This window comes from Siphonobacter sp. (assembly GCF_048595215.1).
Taxonomy (GTDB): domain Bacteria; phylum Bacteroidota; class Bacteroidia; order Cytophagales; family Spirosomataceae; genus Siphonobacter.
Window position 1 is genome coordinate 12,600 of sequence record NZ_JBMDWJ010000035.1, and the last position, 17,818, is coordinate 30,417.

A 17,818-nucleotide genomic window follows, 5' to 3' on the forward strand; every position below is an offset into this window, starting at 1 on the left:
TTTCAGGCTCTCTTGTGCCCATTCATACCCCTTGGACTGATCAGTATTCTCTGTTCTAGTCACCGATCGATTTTACCTAAAGCCAACCCAATTTCAATTTATACACCTTTCATTTAAAGCAATGTTTAATGATTAAACAACTATTACTCTTTTCTTTTTTCACCGCTTCGGCCCTGTTTTCGGTCTCTGCTCAGCAGAAACCTAGAGGGACGCTGGGTGTAATGAAGGAAAGTAGCCCGCCGCCTGCCGAGCAGGCCCAGGCTGCACGGTGGTTGAAACAGGACCGTTCGGGTTTTACTGAAAACAAAGGTCAATTCCTGGACCAAACGGGCAAACCCAACCCCGCCGTTAAGTATCTACTCCACCTGCCCGGCCTCAACGTTCAGTTGCGACCTTCCGGCTTTAGCTACGATACCTACGCTCAGAAGGGGTCCTCGAAAAAGACCGGCTTTCACCGCGTGGATGTTGAACTCGTCGGAGCTAATCCCAACGCTTTGATGACTACCGGACCGGCTATTTCACAGCCCGTCAACGTGATCAACGAACACGGATCGTTTTCTAACATTCGTAAGTTCCAGTCGGTTACGTATCATGAAGTGTATCCGGGCATTGACCTGGAATTTGTGGCTCAACCGGGAACGAAGAAGCCCGTTGAGTACAATTTCATCGTTCGGCCGGGGGCAGACGCCTCGAAGATCAATCTTCGCTACCAGGGGGCCAAAGCGACCACCCTGCAAAACGAGCGGGTCGTCATGTCGCTGAATCACGGTAAGCTGTCGGAGAATATTCCCGCCAGTTGGATCAAGCAGAATCAAAAGCCGGTACGCGTGCATTACAAGGCCCTGGGTTCGGATGTGTACGCCTTCAACGTACCCGCCTACGACAAAACTCAAACGCTGGTGATCGACCCAACGCCGAATCTGGATTGGGCCACGTATTACGGAGGGACAGGTAATGAAACCCTGTATTCTATCGAAAACGATGACAGTGGAAACGTTTATGTAGTAGGGGCTACTAATAGTACCAACAATATTGCTTCTGCGGGTGCTGAATGGGGTACTTTGTTAGGAACATTCGATGGCTTTATTGCTAAATTCAACAGCCAGGGGCAGCGGGTCTGGAGTACGTATTTTGGTGGTACTGGCAACGGTAATGAATTAGCAACCGCTGTTGCGTTCAGCAAGGGAGAGCTCTATGTAGCCGGAACTACCAGTAGTGATGGTTTAGCTACCCCAGGGGCTTATCAAGATACCAGAGTTGGAGGCACAAATGCTTTTTTTGCCAGGTTCAACGCTACAACTGGAGCCCGGCTTTGGACCACCTATGCGGGTGATGCAACGGGTTGGTCAACACCAAGTCACTTGGTCGTGGACGAAACTGGAGCCTTTTATGCAACGGGTATCGGAAGACTACAAGGCCTTGTAGTAGACAATCCAGGTAATATTAGCACGGCGGGTACCTTTCGCCCTATTGCAAGAAACACGTACCCATCATTTTTGGTAAAGTATACTGCTTCGGGTGCGAAAGCCTGGGGTACTTTTCTTGAAAATGCTAACAATGTTCCTAATATTGCCGCTGGAGTAGTCTTGGATGCAGAGGGTAACGTTTATGTGGCAGGTACATCTTTAGGAACTGGAAGTACGGCTAATTATTACAGGGAGCTGGTTGGAGGTGTTTCAGAAGGACAGACCCGGCAAAACGGGGACGGGTTTATTTTGAAACTGAATCCCACCAACGGAACCCGGATCTGGGGAAGATACGTGGGCGGACCCGATCATGACCCAATTCACGGTATTGCTTTAGATAAAGTAAGAGCTCGAATCTATGTGGTTGGTGCTACCAATAGTACGACAGGAATTGCTTCAGCAAATGCCTTTCGTACTAGCTTGGGAAATCCAACCAGAGACGGGTTTTGGGCCAGCTTTGATCTGAATGGCATTTATCAGCAAGGCACGTACTTGGGTGCCCAGGCGGGTGATACATATTTATCCGGGGTCCGGCTGGATGCCCAGGGCAATCTGCTGGTATCCGGTACCACCACCACCACGACCGGGGAATTAGCCAGCGATTGTAGCTATCAGCCCATGCCGGGTGGTGCTACCGATATGGTCATCAATCGCTTTGACGTAACGTCTGGTCAACGCATCTGGGGTACGTATCTGGGCAATGCAGCCGATGAAACGGTGATGGCAAATAATGTTTCTCCTACTCGCTACAATACTTTAGCCATCGATCCCCAGGGTAATCCTATTATTGCGTTTTACGTCCCCGCCGGTAGTGCAGGCCATGCCACGTCCGGTTCGTACCAGTTCAATTCGAATGGAGGTACGGATGCGGTGATTGCCAAGTTCAATTCGCAAGGACTGCTCGATAACTTTACGACTTCTGCCAGTACCCTTTCACCCCTCACGCAAACGGCTTGTATCCTGGGTATTCCGGGTATCATTACGGGTAGTGCCGTTGAGGTGACGAGCCCCTCTACCTTCAAGGGTAAGGTGTTCTACCAATGGCAAAAGGCGTCGAGTACCAATGGTCCCTGGGAGGATCTGCCCGGGGAGATTTTCAAAGACTTACAGCCCCTCGCTTCTCAAACGACGCTCTACTACCGCCGTCAGGTCAAAGTCTGCGATCAGCAAGTCATCGCGACTTCGCCCGTAGCCTCGGTAGTGATCGGAGCCAATGCCGCTCCCATTGCCAGTGCCAATGGCCCGCAGTGGTTTGTTTGTGGTACGGGTGCCAATACCGTAGCACTCAACGGCAGTGCCACGGGCGGGTCGGGTAATTTCACCTACCAGTGGTTTGCCGGAAGTACGACGACGGGTTCACCGGTAGCCGCTACGGCCACCTTCACCACACCCGCCGTTACGGAGGCTACTACCTACACCTTGCAAGTCAAAGACGGAGCCGGTTGTTTTGATATTGATCAGGTAACGGTTGTTCCCGCAGTGGCGAATGCCGGTGGTAGTAAATCCGTCTGCCAAGGCAGCGGTGGTGTGCAGTTAGGAACTGCTCCCGTCGCCAGCTCTTCGGTGACGTACGCCTGGAGCGTGGTATCAGGCGGTGCCCTGAGTACCTTAAGCTGTACTACCTGTGCTCAACCTATTGCTAATCCTAGCGTAGCTACTACCTACCGATTGACCGTAAGCGTTAAGCAGAAAAACGGCACGGTTTGTACCACCACCAGTGAAGTAACGGTTACGCCCGTAGCGGCTCCCAGCAACACGGTAGCCTTCGCCGGTTCGGACAAAACCATTTGTAAAAACCAATCGGTTCAACTGGGCGGCACCGCCGATGCTAATTTTGCCTATACCTGGACTTCGGGTCAGTACCTGAGTAGTTCTCAGGTTGCCAATCCTACCTTTACAGCGGGTACGGCTGCCGTAGCTAATGGTTTCATTGATTATACGGTTAATGCCGTGAAGGATGCCTGCGTCTTTACCGATCAGGTACGGGTGTCAGTGATCAATTCACGGATTACCAATCAGGATGAAACCGTTTGTGGTCCCGCCTGGTCGTCGCATCTGGATGAAGACAATGCTCCGGGAACAACCTACACCTGGAGTATCGTCAGTGGCGATGGTGTTATTCTTCAAACCTCAAATAATGGGAAGAATGCCTACCTGAAAAGCAATGCGGGCGTCACCCGTTTTCGCCGGACGACGACCCTGAATGGAGTTGCCTGTATAGCGGATGTGCTGATCCAGCCTTGCTCGGGTAATAGCTGTAATTTCGACATCGTTACCTTGTCTAATCAGGGTTGTCCGAAAGTATTCGGCAGTACGGTATTGCGACTGGGAACTACCGTTAGCAACAGTTCGAATTATAACTTCTCGTGGAGTCCTGCCAGCCTGGTCGATAACCCAACGGCGGCTACAGTCACGATTACCTCCACGCAGCAGGCCACCATTACGGTCACGATCACCAACAAGTACGATGCGTCCATCAGCTGTAGTGAATCGATTGTGATCAACCCGCCGGGATGGTCACTGCCCGTGTTTACGGCTGCGGATAAATACACGTGTCCCAATGTACCCGTACAGATTGGCAATAGCCCGCTGGCCGGTTTCAACTACGCCTGGACTCCGGACGAGGGGTTAAGTAATCCCAACATTGCCAATCCGCTCGCCACCGTAGCCCGGACCCAAACCTTCATTGTAAAGGTTACCGAAGCGGCTTCCGGTTGCCGGACGGCGGATACGGTACGCGTCAATGCTTCCGCTCCCGTAGCCGATGCCGGCAGAGACCGGGCCGTGTGTAATGGAGCCACGGTTACGCTGGGTACCCCCGCTCCGGCAGGGACCAACTGGGTATATTCCTGGACCCCTGCCAACGCCGCCTGGACGAATGGCACGAATGCCTCTTCGCCGCAGCCTCAGTTGCAATTTGCTTTTTCTACGCCTCAAACGTATATTTTGAAGGTAACGGATCCTCTATCGGGCTGTACCGATGCAGATACCGTAGTGCTTCGGAACACGGTAGCCACGGGTGAATACGCGGGTCAAAGCGTGACCACCTGTCAGGGCGTTTCTGTATCCTTAGGTCGTCAGGCGGAACCATTCGCTCAGTACGCGTGGTCCCCGGCTACGGGTCTGAGTTGCACGACCTGTGCGAATCCGACCGTTACCAATCCGACGGCTACGACTACGTATACGGTCCGGGTAAGTTACCCCGGTTGTAATACGCCGCTGTCCGATCAAGTCACCGTTACCGTCAATACCATTACCGGTTTAAGTCTGGTGGATAAGACGCAGTGCAGTGGAGGGGTAGCGATTGGATATGGATCGGCTAATAATCCAGCCGCACCTACTGGGGCCACCTATACGTGGTCTCCGGCTCAGGGTTTGAGCAGTACTACAGCAGCGAACCCTACAGCTACAGTTAGTCAGCGTACGACCTATACGGTAGCGGTTATGCTAGCCAATGGCTGTACATTTACGGATCAGGTGGTAGTGACGCCCACGGCGGGTGCCGGAGCTCCGGTAACGATCTGTGCGGGTGAATCTACCGTTATTGGTACGCCAGCTATTACGGGTGCTACTTATTCCTGGACGGGTGCGGGTATCGTGGGAGCAGCTAACGTGGCTCAGCCTACGGTAAAACCAACGGCAACGACGACTTATACCGTAACCGTTACGTCGAATGGTTGTACATCCTCGAGTCAGGTAACCGTCACAGTTAACACCCCTGCAGACTTTACAATTGTAGGGAATACCACGATTTGTCAGGGTGGTGCTACTACCTTAAGTGTAGATGGAACGCCGGCCGTGGGTACTACCTGGCAGTGGAGCCCGGTAGCGGGTGTGGCCAGTCCGACGGCTACCTCAACCGTAATTACGCCCTCGGCTACGCAGACCTACCGCCTGACGCAAACTACGCAGCCTACGGGTTGTAGCAACTTCAAGGAAGTCGTCGTCGTAGTAAATACCAACCCCATCCGGGCCACCACAACGGATTTGGCCGTTTGTGCGGGTGCAGCAACGGCCCTGCCGTTAACGGTAAGCTCGACTGGTACGTACTCGTACGTGTGGGCACCTTCGACGGGGCTTTCCGACCCCTTCAGTGCCAACCCAACGGTAACCACCTCGACGGGCCGTTTGTATACGGTCACCATTACCGATAACACTTCCAAGTGTCAGTTGGTACTGCCCGTGAATGTGACGGTCAATCCGGTTGAAGCCTGTTATTCACCGGTAACGCTGACGGGTAACGTCTTCCACGATGCCAACGCTCTGAAGGACGTGACAGTAAATTCAACCTCTACGCGGCCGATTCCCACGGGCTTGTATGCAACACTCGTCAACGCTTCGAACCAAGCGGTAGCTACCGTACCCGTCAACGCCAATGGTTCCTACAACTTTGGCAACGTTACGGCAGGTACGTACAGTGTCGTACTGCACCAGACTTCGACGGGTTCCACAACGCCGGCTTTGCCGAGTGGCTGGATCAACACGGGTGAAAACCTGGGTGCGGGTGTGGGCAGTGATGAAGGCGTCAATGGAATTTTGACCGGAATCACTGTAGCGGGCGTGAATGTCACCAATGCAAACTTTGGGGTCCAGCAACCTCCCGTTACTTCGGACAAAACCCTGGCTTCCCGCCCTAATCCGGGCGGAACGACGACGGTGAATCTCTCGAATGAGTTTACCTTCTCCGACGTGGACGGTACGCCTCAGACGATCACGTTTACGCAGTTCCCCTCGAACGTAACCACGGTAACGATTAATGGAACGACGTATGTACCAGCAGGACAAACGCCAGGAAGTGGCCAATCCGTATGGCCGGGTACGGTAACGGTTCCGGTAACGAACCTGTCGGTACTCATCGATCCCGTAGATGGCGTAGTTACTTCGCAAGTGCCGTTTTATGTAACGGACAACGGTGGTGCTATCAGCAACACGAGTACGGTAAAAGTTCCGTTTACGTCGCCCGTAGTGAATCTATCCGGGAATGTCTACCACGATGCGAATGCTCTGACGGATAACACGGTCAACAGTACTTCACAGCTAGCCATTCCGACGGGCTTGTATGCAACGTTAGTCAACGCTTCGAATCAAGCGGTAGCTACCGTACCCGTCAACGCCAATGGTTCCTACAACTTTGGCAACGTTACGGCAGGTACCTACAGTGTCGTACTGCACCAGACTTCGACGGGTTCCACCACGCCAAGTCTGCCTTCGGGTTGGATCAACACGGGCGAGCATTTGGGAGCGAATGCAGGCAGTGACGGAACGGTGAACGGTATCTTACCCAACATTACCGTCACGACTACGGATGTCACCAATGCGAACTTCGGTGTCCAGCAACCACCCGTGACCTCGGACAAGACCCTGCCTTCGCGGGTGAATCCGGGCGGAACGACGACGGTGAATCTCTCGAATGAGTTTACCTTCTCCGACGTGGACGGTACGCCTCAGACGATCACCTTCACGCAGTTCCCCTCGAACGTAACTACGGTAACGGTTAATGGAACGACGTATGTACCAGCAGGACAGACGCCGGGAAGTGGCCAATCGGTATGGCCGGGAACGGTGACGGTTCCAGTGACGAATCTGTCGGTATTAGCTGATCCAAAAGATGGTCAAGTAACGGTACAGGTACCGTTCTACGTAACGGATAACGGTGGAGCTAAGAGCAACACGAGCACAGTGACGGTACCCTTCACCACGCCTCAGGTGACGCTTTCAGGTAACGTCTTCCACGATGCGAACGCTTTGACGGATACTACCGTTAACTCGACCTCGCAACTGGCAATCCCGACGGGCTTGTATGCGACGCTCGTCGATGCGAACGGTCAGGCCGTGAAAACGGTAGCCGTGAGCAGTACTGGTGCTTACGATTTCGGTACGGTAACTCCCGCAATTTACAGTGTCGTCTTACACCAAACAGCTGGTGGATCAACTACGCCAAGTCTGCCTTCGGGTTGGATCAACACGGGCGAGCATCTGGGAGCCAACGCGGGTAGTGATGGTACGGTGAACGGTATCTTACCCAACATTACGGTCGCTACTACGGATGTTACCAATGCGAACTTCGGCGTGCAGCAACCACCCGTGACCTCGGACAAGACCCTGCCTTCGCGGGTGAATCCGGGTGGAACGACGACGGTGAATCTCTCCAACGAGTTTACCTACTCCGATGTAGACGGTACGCCTCAGACGATCACCTTCACGCAGTTCCCTGCCAATACGACGACCGTTACCATTAACGGAACGACGTATGTACCAGCCGGACAAACGCCAGGAAGTGGCCAATCCGTTTGGCCAGGAACAGTTACCGTTCCAGTAACGAATCTGTCGGTACTCATCGATCCGGTGGACGGCGTAGTCACTTCACAGGTACCGTTCTACGTAACCGACAACGGCGGAGCCAAAAGTAACACGAGCACGGTGACGGTACCTTTCACGACGCCTCAGGTGACGCTTTCAGGTAATGTCTTCCACGATGCGAACGCTCTGACGGATACTACGGTCAACAGCACTTCGCAACTCGCCATTCCAACGGGGCTCTACGCGACGCTCGTCGATGCGAATGGTCAGGCGGTGAAAACCGTAGCCGTAGGTTCAAATGGAGCCTATGACTTCGGAGTAACACCTTCGGGTACGTACAGCGTGGTACTTCACCAGACTTCGACGGGTTCGACAACGCCAAGTTTGCCTTCGGGTTGGATTAACACGGGTGAACATTTGGGAGCCAATGCGGGTAGTGACGGCACGGTGAACGGTATCTTACCGAACATTACGGTCGCTACCACGAACGTAACCAATGCCAACTTCGGTGTACAACAACCGCCGGTGACCTCGGACAAGACCCTGCCTTCGCGGGTGAATCCGGGTGGAACGACGACGGTGAATCTCTCCAATGAGTTTACCTACTCGGATGTGGACGGTACACCTCAGACGATCACCTTCACGCAGTTCCCTGCCAATACGACGACGGTAACGATTAATGGAACGACGTATGTGCCATCGGGGCAAACGCCCGGTGCTGGCCAATCCGTTTGGCCGGGAACGGTAACAGTTCCAGTGACGAATCTGTCGGTACTCATTGATCCGGTGGACGGAGCGGTGACCTCACAAGTGCCATTCTTTGTAACCGACAATGGCGGTGCGAAGAGTAACACGAGCACGGTGACGGTACCCTTCACCACGCCTCAGGTGACGCTTTCAGGTAACGTCTTCCACGATGCGAATGCTTTGACGGATACTACCGTTAACTCGACTTCGCAACTAACGATTCCGACGGGGCTGTACGCGACACTAGTAGGTGCCAATGGTCAGGCGGTGAAAACCGTAGCGGTAGCTTCAAACGGAGCTTACGATTTCGGTGTAACGCCTTCGGGTACGTACAGCGTGGTACTGCATCAGACGTCAACCGGTTCCACAACTCCGGCCCTGCCGAGTGGCTGGATCAACACGGGTGAGCATTTGGGAGCGGGCGTAGGTAGTGATGGCACGGTGAACGGTATTTTACCGAACATTACCGTCACGACTACGGATGTAACGAATGCGAACTTCGGTGTACAACAACCACCCGTGACCTCGGACAAAACCCTGCCTTCGCGGGTGAATCCGGGCGGAACGACGACGGTGAATCTCTCCAATGAGTTTACCTTCTCGGATGTAGACGGTACACCTCAGACGATCACCTTTACGCAGTTCCCCTCGAACGTAACCACGGTAACGATTGGTACGACGACCTATGTAGCTCCAGGTACCACACCAGGAAGTGGCCAATCGGTATGGCCGGGTACAGTAACGGTTCCGGTGACGAATCTGACTGTATTGGCTGATCCAAAAGATGGTGAAGTGACGGTACAGGTACCGTTTTACGTAATGGATAACGGGGGAGCCAAAAGTAACACGAGCACCGTGACGGTTCCGTTTACGACACCTGTCGTTAGCCTAAGTGGTAACGTCTTCCACGATGCCAACGGTTTGACGGATAACACGGTGAACAGTACTTCGCAGGTAGCGATCCCAACGGGACTGTACGCAACACTGGTAGGTGCCAATGTTCAGGCGGTGAAAACCGTAGCCGTAGGTTCAAATGGGGGTTATGACTTTGGCGTAACGCCAGCAGGTACGTACAGCGTAGTCTTGCACCAGACTTCGACGGGCTCCACCACGCCAAGTCTACCTTCGGGTTGGATCAACACGGGTGAACATCTGGGAGCCAATGCGGGTAGTGATGGCACGGTGAACGGTATCTTACCGAACATCACGGTCGCCACTACTTCGGTAACCAACGCCAACTTTGGCGTACAGCAACCCCCTGTAGCTCAGCCCAAGGTCTATTTGATTGATGTACCGAGTCCGGGTACGAAAATCAAACTCGACAGCAGTCACGTTTCGACGGGGGTAGGTACAACGGTACCTGGTCAACTCACGGGCCTCGATCCCGAAGATGGTTCCCTAAACGGAAATCAGAAAGACCGCACCGTTACTATCACCACGCTGCCTACCAACGGCATACTCTGGTACGATGGCGTACGCGTAACCCCAGGTCAGGTGATTCAAAGCTACGATCCTTCGAAGCTGGAGCTCGAGTTCACGGGTACTGGTTATACGTCAACCGTGTTTACCTACGCTTACCACGATGCGGCGGGCAGCGTATCTGCACCCGTAACCTACGCCCTAAGCTGGGATAGTCCGCTGCCGGTACATCTGACAAACTTCGATGCCAAAGTCAAAGGCCAGACCGTAGAACTTACCTGGGCCACGGCTCAGGAGCGAAACAGTCAGCATTTTGAAGTGCAACGGAGCCGCTCGGGTAACCCAGGCGAGTGGACGACTCTGCGTATCGTTTCGGCCAAAGGCGAGAGCACGACCAAACAAAGCTACGCCTTTGTCGATCAGCAACCCTTAGCTGGAGCGAGTCTGTATCGACTGAAACTGGTGGATCGGGATGGCAGTTTCGACTATAGCCGTAGCCGATCGGTGAGCGTGAAGGTTCCCTTTGAAACGAGCGTGTATCCCAACCCAGCTTCGGAGAAGGTATACCTCAAGGTGACGGATCCGACTCAGATCAAATCCGTTCGTCTGACTTCAGCCGTAGGAACGACGCTGTTGGAAGTAAAAGGCTTACCGGAAAGTTCACTGGATGTGCAGGCGGTGCCTGCCGGTGTATATCTGCTCAGCCTAGAGCATCAGGATGGTTCTACCTACAGCCACCGCGTGGTGATTGTGAAGTAAAAACCACTCTGATTGATAAGCCAAGGGGCTACCTGCCATTTGCAGGTAGCCCCTCTTGGTTGGTAGGCTCCGTCCATCGGTAACTCCAACTAATACTACAAGATACTATCAACTACTACTACATGATTTTACAATTCCTACTATAGGTTACGTGCCTCCTATGAAAGTTCTTTGTTAAAGAATTAGCTGATTATTAGCAGTCTACTTTCTGATGACTAGCATAGATACGTTCACTCGCCAATAATGTTCTTTTGACTGATCGATTACCCTTCTCTATTCCTCCTAACCTCTTAAGAATTAATCAAGCGGAGCCCTCGATTTAAATCAAAGGGCCGAGACAACATCGATTATAATCCCCAAGTTCACACGTATCGATACGATATGATGCTACCTGTACTCCCGCCCCTTGTGGAAAGCGTCTCTACTAATCCGGTAATCCATCAGATTCGCTCCTCCCATAACATAAGCTCGAAGGTTCTACTCATCACGGATTACGATTACTTTCTTACTAAACGGGATCTCAGGCGACTGTTGCTTTCCTACCAGCGAATCATTTTGGTACCGGCTCAAATGAAGACAGACCCAAACCTAGAGACACTGGTGAAACCCTTTGAATACATTCATCTCGTTACGCGTCCTGGGTCCTGGCAGCCTTCGAAAGCTCTGCTCATTCAGAAGGGTTCAAGGTTTCACATCAGTACTATCTCCGACTTTTGTGAGCAGATGCTGGGTAAAGTCTACATTGCAGAATCCGCTACGTACCGTAGTCTGGCGGGGACATTACCCGGATTTTCGCCCTCCATACGTCTATTTAAGAAAGGGATGGATGCCGTTCTTAGCCTTGGTTTACTACTAGCGAGTAGTCCCTTTTGGCTGTGGAGTGCCTTTAAAATCAAGCAACAATCCCCCGGTTCCGTATTTTACCGACAAGTACGGGTGGGGTGGAAAGAACAAGAGTTTACTTGCGTTAAATTTCGCTCCATGCGACTGGATGCCGAGGCCTCGGGAGCGGCCTTTTCCAGTAAACGTGATTCGCGAACGTTTGCCTTCGGTGCTTTCATGCGAAAAATTCGACTCGATGAACTGCCCCAGTTACTAAGTGTACTGAAAGGAGAAATGTCACTGATTGGTCCCCGACCGGAACGGCGGGTTTTCACGGAGGTTTTTGAAGAGCAGATTCCCCATTATCGGGAGCGTCATCGAATTAAACCCGGAATTACGGGTTATGCCCAGATTTGCTATCCCTACGGAGCAGGTCTCAAAGATGCTCGCCATAAACTCATGTACGATCTCTACTACATCAAGCATTGGAGCGTGCGGTTGGAAGCGTACATTTTTTTTCGAACCATTGTTACCGTATTTACCAAACAAGGATGCTAAAATAAGTCGCCGCCGATAGGAGCTAAACTGTCTATCGGCGACGATTTGCTGCGAATAAGTTTCTCGGGAAAATTCCTTGATAGACCATTCGTTGCGGTAAATGAACCCTCCATTCTTTTACAGAACGTCCAGATCCAAAAGGATACCTCCCATCTGCTTCAGGCGGCTAAAATAAGCCGTTGGATCCAGTAACTGATAAGGGAAATACAAGCCTGCCGGAGTCGCCGGCTTACCGTCAAGCCCGATCAGCCGTTCCAGAACCATGGCAGCTCCGAATCCCGTCAAGGGCATCTGACCTTCCGGATGAACGACCGCATGACGCGTACGCAAAGCTTGGCCTGAATGATCTTCTCCTTCCAGTTCAATTATTATTTCCGTTGACATCGGCTCCCCGCGACGACGGGTCGAAGTCACACCAATAGCCAGATTGAATTGAACGTTGGGCGAGCCCGTTACCGTAGCCAGACTAATCACGTCATTGGGAGCCAGGGCAAAAGCTTCCATTTCCGTACCATCCACGGCCCGAAAGGTCGTTTTGGCCTCTTCACCACTACGCCAAACATAAGCACCCTCGCGGCGAGTGAGGGATAAAGGCATCGTTTTCATTTGCCGTTCCAGGTCGGCATCTGCTGCCGGACCGCCAGCGTCCTCTTCGTCCAGGAGTGCACTGAGGGTGATGGCATGCACACGGCTGAAATCCTTGACAAATTCCAGCGTAGGAATCGTCGTGGCACCCACCAGCCATTCCGTACCCAATACGATCGGAGCGGCGTCTGGTTTATGGATGTAGGCGGCTATTTCCGGGGCGATTTCATGTAAACCCGGAGAAATAGTGAGGTACGGCACGCCGCGTGACTGAGCGAAACGCAATCCGGCAGCCCGTTCATCCGTAAAAAAGAGGGCAACGGCACTAACCGGGCGATCGCCCAGACCGAGGTCCTCGGCCGTGAGGTCAATCTTTACGCCTTCCGCCTGACTGATTTCGGCCGCCGCCTTTTTCGCTTTAGCAAGATCCCGCCCACCGATCAGCAGGGGCACTTCCGGATGAGCCTTTCGTAGGAAATGAGCGGTCCAACGGCCCACGATACCGGAGCCGCCGATGAGCAAAATAGGGTTGGATGTCGTCATCAAATCTTTAGTATTGCTATTCGTGATAGAAAATCAATGAAAAGAAGTGTTCGCTGATGAGACTCGATTCAAAGCAAAAAAGTTTTAGTCCTCCCTGAAATTAGTAGTTTCATTCGATACGGAGATCTTTAGGAACGGAGCCTTTTAAAGCAATACTCAATCATAAAAAGGCTTCCATTCACTTCATTTCTGCCTATAGATTCTTAGGATGAATCTTTTACCCCATCATTCGAAGCTCTTACCCCATTTTTTTGCGATACAGCCGCTTACCTTTTTGCTTTGATGCATTAATCGTCTGCGATTCGGCAATTATGGCTATTACACGTTTACCCATCTGGCAACAATGGCTTGTCCATGCCCTGGCCCTCTGGCTAGGAATGGAGCTGAGTGATGCTCTTTCCTATAGCTATCAGGTGTACAGGGAGGGGCCCTATCTCATCAATCCCGATGGCTCGTCGGTTACGGCCTGGCAACGGTTCATGAACCACAATTACAGGCAGGGCTTGTGGGCGGTGATGGCCGTAGGAACGCTACTGGTCGAACTCAACTATCACCTGATTTTCAGAAAGAAATCCATTCGTTTTTTTCTGATTAGTACCGGTTTAGGATCGGTCGGTTTCACTATACTACTCGCTTACTTCAGCCAGTGGAAGTTTGGAGGAATGCCTAATCCGATCGGAGAACCCACTCTGGTCGTGGCAGCTTATAACATGGGTTATGCGTTATTGCGGCAGTATATCCAGCAACGGGTGGATCAGACGCAACAGCAGATTCAGCTCACCAACGCCGAACTTCATGCCCTGAAGGCCCAGATCAACCCCCACTTTTTTTTCAATACCCTCAATACCTTGTACGGAACGGCCTTACTAGAACAGGCGGAGCAGACGGCTCAAAGCATTGAACAGCTCGCCAGCATTATGCGATATACGGTTGACCGTTCGAGGAACGATCTGGTATCGGTTGCCGAAGAGCTTATGTTTATTGCCGATTACGTGCAGCTACAAAAACTACGGCTGCCAGTACGGGAGAATATTCAGATTCAAACCGAACTTACCTACGACGAAAAGCCCACTCAAATTGCTCCCTTGCTGTTGCTTCCCCTGGTGGAAAATGCCTTTAAATACGGCATTCGCATGGACGAACCCTGCTTTATCACCCTGCGGTTGACCGTTCAGCAACAGGAGCTGGAATTAGTCATTGAAAACAGCCTGTTTCCCCGGCGGAGTGATCAGCCGAGCCTGGGTACTGGTTTAGCCAACACGAAAAAACGCCTGTCGCTTCTGTATCCGGATAAACATCAACTCAGTATACAGTCCCTGGCGGATCGGTACTTGGTCCACCTGCATCTTACGCTTCACTAATCTACTATTTATCATGCGATTATTTCTTGTTTTTGCACTCCTGGGCGTGCAGTTGAATGCCTATGCCCAACTGAAACTTTCGGGCAAGCTAAGTCCGACCGTGAAAACCCTCACATTTTACGTACCCTTTGATGGCTGGGTGTACCGGGCCGATTCGCAAAAAGTGAGTCTGGACGCTCAGGGGAACTTTTCCGTTCAGCTACCGGTAACGACACCGCAAATCATTTTCATGGATTATGCCGATCAACGCCTGTACCTCTACGCCGAACCCGGCAAGACCTTAGTAATGCGGGCCGACCGCAGCGACATCCGATTCGGTGGAAGTCTGGGGAAAGAAAACCAGTTTCGCCAGCGACTGGGCCTGACCTATAATCGGCTGGGGCAAACGACCTATAACGATTCACTGAGTAGCCCGGCTACGATTCTGGCGGAGCTTCAGCAAAGTCAGAACTGGGCCTTGGCTCAGCTCAAAACCCTTGCTTTCAAGCCGACGTCGGCGTTTTTAGAAATGACGAAAGCCGATCTTACCTATTTTGCGGCGAGTAAAGTCTGGGACCTGATTTGGGAAAATGGCGTGTGGACATCCCGTAATAAATCCCAGTACGGTCAGCCGGAGTGGCGGGCCGTTCTCAAACAAGTGTATCAGGCAGTAAATCTTTCCGATGCAACGGCCCTACGCAGTTATCCCTACCAACAGGTGATTGCCTATTACTCCCGCTACCTCCAGCACCAGTGTGCGTCGAAAGAAGCCTTTGCGACGCTGGCGGAAGAAATGTTTCGAAAGCCCTTTGCTGCCGTCAATCAGGAAATACGTGAAAAAGGCGAGCGTTACTGGGAATACAAAGCCATCAACTACGGCCTCAGCGGACCGTCGCTGGAACGGGCAATTGCCTCGTTCCTGACGCAGGGAATCAAACACGGTGAGCTGGGTTACCAACGCGAGGCGTATGAGGACTTCATGCACCGCTTTCCCAAAAGTTCTTATCGAACGTATGTACAACAACTTATGAAACCCTACTGGGATCGAGTGTCACAAGCCGAACGGTCAGATATACACGTGCATCCCGCGTCCATACCTACGCTGGATTCGCTGCTGGCGGCTCACCGAGGTAAGGTGGTCTATCTGGATCTGTGGGGAAGCTGGTGCGGTCCCTGTCGCGAGGAATTTACGTTCAATCAGGCCCTGAAAGAACAATTTAAAGGACAAGCCGTCGATTTTTTGTACGTAGCCGTTGAACATACGACGAACCCAGAAAAAGGCTGGCGGGAGACGATTGCGTTCTATCAGTTAACGGGTTACCACATCCTGGCGGGGAAAGCACTGGTGGATGATGTACAGCGGCACTATTCGCCGCAGAGTCATCTTCAGTTTCCATCGTATATCTTAGTCGACAAATCGGGTAAAATAGTGACCGTACACGCGAAACGGCCCTCCGAAAAGGAAGCTCTGTATGAACAAATCCGGCAACTCTTGTGAAAAAAGATTCCGCTCTGCTCCGTTGTGTATTGATTGATGATGAACCCATGGGCCTGCATGTGCTGGAATCGCACGCCCGACAGGTGCCTTATGTACTGGTAGTTGCCAGCTTTGCCAGTGCTACGCAGGCCCTGGCCTTTTTACAGACGGAATCCGTGGATTTGTTATTCCTGGATATTCAGATGCCCGATTTATCCGGACTGGAAATGGCCCAGATCATTGGTTCGTCCGTACCGATCATTTTCACGACGGCTTACGCAGAATATGCGGTGAACGGTTTTGAGCTGGAAGCCCTCGATTATTTATTAAAGCCCATCCGTTTGAGCCGTTTCGTCCAGGCCTGCCAGCGGGCTATGGCCAAACGCTCGCAGCAGAGTTTAGCAGAACCAGCAGCCCCTGATTCCCTGTTTGTGAAAACGGGTTACGATTGGGTACGCATTGACCGGGCAACCTTGCTGTACGTGGAGGCGGATGATAATTACCTGACATTTCATGAACCCAGCCGCCGGACCTTAACCCGCATGAAACTGTCGGAAGCCATGGAGCGATTGCCCGCCGATCAGTTTATACGTATTCATAAGTCGTATATCGTGTCCCTAAACAAAGTTGAGAAAATTGAACGGCATCAGGTCACCCTGATCACGGGTGCTATTTTACCTTTGTCCGGTTTGTATCGGGATGAATTGCTGAATCGATTAACCTAACCGCTATTTTTGCAACAAGTAGGGTGTCTACGCGTGCCGCGAAATGTTTACTCACCAAGCGTAGAACTCGCCAAACCAGCCGGTAGCTGGAGTCGTGTAACCCCACTCTTAAACGCTTGTTGCCATGCCTAACCTTTCTAAAACGGCCCTGCTCGCTCTGTCCCTGGTAATTGTAGGAGGGATACTAATCATTTACTGCATTAAAACCGCTAACTCCTTCTTTCTACCCTGTTTAGTAGCGATTCTGACGGCTTTTGGACTGGGTATTCTGGAACCCCAGAAAGGCTGGAAGTTTGCCTTACTCGAAGTTGCCATTTTATGGGTAGGCTACTGGGCTTTTACCAATTTCCCCGACAATGAGACGCGTCAAAGTGTAGAGTTGCTGGCCTTGGGCATTTCAACGGTCATTGCCTTTGCCTGTTCGGCATTAATAGGGTTTGTTCGCAGGGCGTAAGGTTTAGCTTTTCAGCTTAGGAAAAAAAGGATATCTAATAATAGATCAGTTTTTAGTACCTTAAATGCGGCTGGTGATTTAGTCCCTATACATTCCATGTCGGCACGCCCACCGCTCTTTTCATCCTGCATCAGGCCACCGCATTATGGATGAAACCATTCCATGGTGGCCACCATGGAATAGAAGGCGGCTTGAGCCCGGCATGGGATGCCCCGCATGGAATGCGATAGGGTGGGGCCTAGTTTTATGTCTTCCATGTAGAAGTTCGATTATGGTAACATTGCTAGCAATCAACTTATCAGTTAGAAGATGAAAACTTCTACGGCGTATCAGCCACGAAAAGACCTACGATAGCCGCAATACGGTGGCTTAGCAGGCTATCGTTAGCCGTATAGTGGCCCAGCCTGGAAGGCTCAATGGCTACTAGCCAGCCGTGCCAACAGAACCAAACTCGGTCTAGGTGAGTAACGAAGCTCTAAAAGAACTAAGTTTTCGATAGGAACATAGTCTACAAAGGCATGGACGGCTAGCTAGCCGTCTCTAAAGGACGAAACTCAAATTCGTTTAAGGCAACCTAAATTAACAAACAATATCGTCAGTTAAAACATTGCCTAAACTCCAAC

General features: G+C 51.9%; 7 protein-coding genes. 6 read left to right on the forward strand and 1 reads right to left on the reverse strand.

Going from position 1 to position 17,818, the window contains the following annotated elements:
- Nucleotides 1-128 precede the first annotated feature (128 nt).
- Together ACOJTG_RS02330 and ACOJTG_RS02335 are read left to right on the forward strand one after the other, a co-directional pair.
- A complete protein-coding gene (locus tag ACOJTG_RS02330) occupies nt 129-10,691 on the forward strand; it encodes a T9SS type A sorting domain-containing protein (RefSeq protein WP_420152328.1) in 10,563 nt (3,520 codons plus the stop codon).
- Nucleotides 10,692-11,075: 384 nt separating this feature from the next.
- Nucleotides 11,076-12,071, forward strand: a complete 996-nt coding sequence (locus ACOJTG_RS02335) for a sugar transferase (protein ID WP_420152329.1) — start codon at nt 11,076-11,078, stop codon at nt 12,069-12,071.
- 117 nt (nt 12,072-12,188) lie between these two features.
- Here ACOJTG_RS02335 and ACOJTG_RS02340 read toward each other — a convergent pair whose 3' ends face one another.
- On the reverse strand, nt 12,189-13,199 hold the full coding sequence (locus ACOJTG_RS02340; RefSeq protein WP_420152330.1) for a hypothetical protein: 1,011 nt from the start codon (nt 13,197-13,199) through the stop codon (nt 12,189-12,191).
- A gap of 311 nt (nt 13,200-13,510) precedes the next feature.
- On the opposite strand from ACOJTG_RS02340, the gene ACOJTG_RS02345 reads away from it, so the two are divergent.
- The 4 genes from ACOJTG_RS02345 to ACOJTG_RS02360 all read left to right on the forward strand — a co-directional run bounded on the left by ACOJTG_RS02345 (nt 13,511) and on the right by ACOJTG_RS02360 (nt 17,195).
- Nucleotides 13,511-14,560 (forward strand): sensor histidine kinase, encoded by a 1,050-nt coding sequence (locus ACOJTG_RS02345; RefSeq protein WP_420152331.1) that lies wholly within the window; start codon nt 13,511-13,513, stop codon nt 14,558-14,560.
- A gap of 13 nt (nt 14,561-14,573) precedes the next feature.
- Entirely contained in the window at nt 14,574-16,037 is a 1,464-nt protein-coding gene (locus ACOJTG_RS02350) for a TlpA family protein disulfide reductase (RefSeq protein WP_420152332.1), read from the forward strand.
- Complete coding sequence (locus tag ACOJTG_RS02355) at nt 16,034-16,741, forward strand: LytR/AlgR family response regulator transcription factor (RefSeq protein ID WP_420152333.1); 708 nt, start codon at nt 16,034-16,036, stop codon at nt 16,739-16,741. Before ACOJTG_RS02350 ends, ACOJTG_RS02355 begins: the two co-directional genes overlap by 4 nt.
- 124 nt (nt 16,742-16,865) lie before the next feature.
- Entirely contained in the window at nt 16,866-17,195 is a 330-nt protein-coding gene (locus ACOJTG_RS02360) for a hypothetical protein (protein WP_420152334.1), read from the forward strand.
- Nucleotides 17,196-17,818: the final 623 nt, after the last annotated feature.